The organism is Paenibacillus sp. HGF5, from assembly GCF_000204455.1.
Classification (GTDB): Bacteria; Bacillota; Bacilli; order Paenibacillales; family Paenibacillaceae; genus Paenibacillus_AQ; species Paenibacillus_AQ lautus_A.
In genome coordinates this window covers 1-2,801 of sequence record NZ_AEXS01000084.1, presented here as the reverse complement: position 1 = coordinate 2,801, position 2,801 = coordinate 1, and the positions used below count along the sequence as shown (strand labels likewise).

Genomic DNA, 2,801 nt, shown 5'->3' with positions numbered 1-2,801 from the left:
GCTCTTCATTCTCGGGAGAAAAGCAAACGAAATCAACCCGCTCCAGCCGGTTATCCGGCAGATCTTCCTCAAGCAGCTTCGTCACCGCCTTTAACGCCACGTCACATGCCGGAGCTTTAGGATACTCATAGATACCCGTGCTTATATTAGGAAAGGCGATGCTTTTGGCACCGACCTCGATTGCAAGCAGGAGACTGTTGCGGTAGCATTCCGCCAGCGTATGCTCCTCGCGCCTTCCGCCGCCCTCCCATATCGGGCCGACGGTATGAATGATATGCTGGGCAGGCAGCCGGCCTGCTCCTGTAATCACGGCGTTGCCTGGCGGGCAGCCGCCTTGCTGCTTGCGAATTTCCATGCACTGCTCCATGATCTCCGGCCCTCCGGCGCTATGAATCGCGCCATCCACGCCTTTTCCGCCCAGCAGTCCCGAATTTGCAGCATTGACGATAATGTCGCCCGTCCATGTCGTTATATCGCCTATAAAGACGGAGACCGATGTCCTTCCGATTTTAAATGTTTTCATTTCGGAAAATCTCCTTTCGGTCTTTTATTTCTCTATTACCCCGCAAGAGGGTGGATTGACCCGGTTCGACCTATTCTGTCCTCGCCTTTTTTTTCGCGGCTGCAGACAGACGGTCGGTTAAGCTCTTCTCCTCCGGTCCCTGCAGCGCTTCCTCCACGGTCCGATAAAACATTAGCGTGCCGGTGTCCCTGGCCTTGGTCAGATGATGAAGAAACACGTTGCCGGCTTGCTCCAGCTTCAAGTCTTCGGATTCATTTTTGACCCGGCAAAGATATACCTTCATCATGCCTTGCGGATCGCGAAATTCCATGACGCCGATCGGACTCAGCGTCCTTTTGTCCTCCTCGGTGAATTGAGGAGTCATATAAACGGTATATTCCGAAGCAGGCGGAGGAATGTATGCTTCCCGCTTTTTATCCGCAATTAATTTGGAATTCATAAACGCGATGTAACCCGCTGCCGCGAACAATAGGATGCAGGCAGCGATTGCGATATTCTGCATGAATGTCTCTCCTTGTACATAATCAGTCCATGAGGCATTAACCTAAAAATCTTCTGTTATATAAACACCCGCAATACGGCTATAGCCAGTAAATGCAGCGGATAAAATGAACGCCATACCCAGCGGCTCACACGGACGGACTCCAGTTTTCTCCATACATGAGGGCCATAAGCTATCACGGCCGTCGGGATCACGCTCCACATCTGCAGCTCCCAATCATTAAGGAACCAGAACAGCAGGTTCAATAACATATGAAGCGGAACGAGCCAGCCGGCCTGAGCATATCGGAAAATCAAGATCAACAGCAAGCCGTAGGCTCCGTAATCAAACGGAAACTCACTCATCAACGCACAGGCTGCAACAACCACCATCCATGATAGCAGCCGGGAATCCGATCGTTCCAGCACATAAAGAACCAAGGCACCGGCCAACAAGGTTACGACCACGTTAAGCCCTTCGGGATCCAGCGCAAGCTGGTACGGAATTTGGGAGACCGCTGCAATAACGGCCAGCCGTGCGATATACTTGGGTCTCGATGAAGTGTAGCGGTGTCCCTGCACGAGAGCGTAAACATAGATTGGAAATGCGATGCGGCCGATGATTCTCCACATCTCCTGATGCGGAAAAAACACAAGCCCGATATGATCAATCAGCATCGTCAGCATGGCGATCCACTGCATGATAACCCCCTCCTCGCACGGTAAGATGAACATTCGTTATGTATGTGGAATCGATATATCTATTATGGGTTGCAAACAGGGGACTTGCAAGCGGCGAAAAGATGAAGAATTCGGTATCCGGCATCCCTGTCCGATATCCTATATAATAAGAACAAAAGCAGCTTGAGGACGAAGGAAGCGCTGGTTTGAATCCTAGTATCAACATCTGCTCAGATGGAGGTGACTGCCCGATGGAAAAGAAAAAAAACAACATGGCCTTAGGCATATGCATGGGGATCGGTGTGGGCATAGCGATTGGAGTGGCAATGAATAATATTGCTATAGGCATAGCAATCGGTGTTGCCATCGGCATATCGTTCGGCTCCTCCATGACAAACAAGAACAAAAAGCCGCCCCAAGAATAAACGAAAACGCCAAAGAACAAAGAATAGACCACCCGGCTAGAATCGGGTGGTCTATTCGGGTTCCGTAAAACTTACCTCATGACTGCAAGAATGGACCGGATGTTTCCGTTACGGACTTCATGGGCCCACTTGCCCGTAAGGAGGGGGCCGTCAACCTCGAACGTGTCTCCTCCCGCCGTCGTCAAGGTGAATCGCTGAATCGCAACGCCGTCCTGCCCGAACGTATTTGCCGCGCGCTCGCTGCGATACGTTACCTTGACGGAACCGAGGAAGGTGAACGACACCTCCTGCCGCTCGTCAAACAGCCAAGACGGAAGCACCGGGTTCAGATGAAGCTGAAGCTGGTTGCCCTCATAACGGAATACCCTTTTCCCGGCCATCATCATAATCCACATGCTTAAGAATTCGGCCGTCGATCCGCTCAGCCTTGCCACAAAACCGCGCCCATGTACATGGGGATCCGGATTGACGCTGCTGGCGATGAACGATGAATTTTCCAGGGTGCTGCGTCCATAAACGGCCGGGTCCAGAAATGGGATAAGCGATGTTTTGCTTTCCGAGAAAAACTCGTCGTACAGTCCTGCTTTTAATAAGGAAAGCAAGTATTTATAGGTCATATGCAAAAATACGGATTCCCGCTCCAGCCAGCCGGCCGTGAATGCGCGGATGCGTCCGATTTCATCGCCTTCCCC

General features: G+C 51.5%; 4 protein-coding genes and 1 pseudogene. 1 reads left to right on the top strand and 4 read right to left on the bottom strand.

The window, feature by feature from the left end:
- The 3 genes from HMPREF9412_RS13845 to HMPREF9412_RS13835 all read right to left on the bottom strand — a co-directional run.
- Positions 1 to 523 (bottom strand): macro domain-containing protein (locus tag HMPREF9412_RS13845; protein WP_009592211.1); only part of this gene is annotated, 523 nt, incomplete at its 3' end.
- A 70-nt stretch (positions 524 to 593) separates the two neighbouring features.
- The gene (locus HMPREF9412_RS13840; RefSeq protein WP_009592212.1) at positions 594 to 1,025 is read right to left on the bottom strand and encodes a hypothetical protein; all 432 of its coding nucleotides are present in this window, start codon (positions 1,023 to 1,025) and stop codon (positions 594 to 596) included.
- Positions 1,026 to 1,081: 56 nt separating this feature from the next.
- Entirely contained in the window at positions 1,082 to 1,705 is a 624-nt protein-coding gene (locus HMPREF9412_RS13835; protein WP_009592213.1) for a TraX family protein, read from the bottom strand.
- A 230-nt stretch (positions 1,706 to 1,935) separates the two neighbouring features.
- Between HMPREF9412_RS13835 and HMPREF9412_RS32920 the strand changes: the two genes are divergently transcribed.
- Entirely contained in the window at positions 1,936 to 2,109 is a 174-nt protein-coding gene (locus HMPREF9412_RS32920) for a hypothetical protein (protein WP_009592209.1), read from the top strand.
- A gap of 71 nt (positions 2,110 to 2,180) precedes the next feature.
- On the opposite strand, the pseudogene HMPREF9412_RS13830 reads toward HMPREF9412_RS32920, so the two are convergent.
- Positions 2,181 to 2,801 (bottom strand): annotated as a pseudogene (locus HMPREF9412_RS13830) (cellobiose phosphorylase); the annotation flags it as partial.

Coding starts and splice junctions, on each gene's coding strand:
- HMPREF9412_RS13840 (WP_009592212.1), bottom strand. CDS start 1,025: ATGCAGAATATCGCAATCGCTGCCTGCATCCTATTGTTCGCGGCAGCG.
- HMPREF9412_RS13835 (WP_009592213.1), bottom strand. CDS start 1,705: ATGCAGTGGATCGCCATGCTGACGATGCTGATTGATCATATCGGGCTT.
- HMPREF9412_RS32920 (WP_009592209.1), top strand. CDS start 1,936: ATGGAAAAGAAAAAAAACAACATGGCCTTAGGCATATGCATGGGGATC.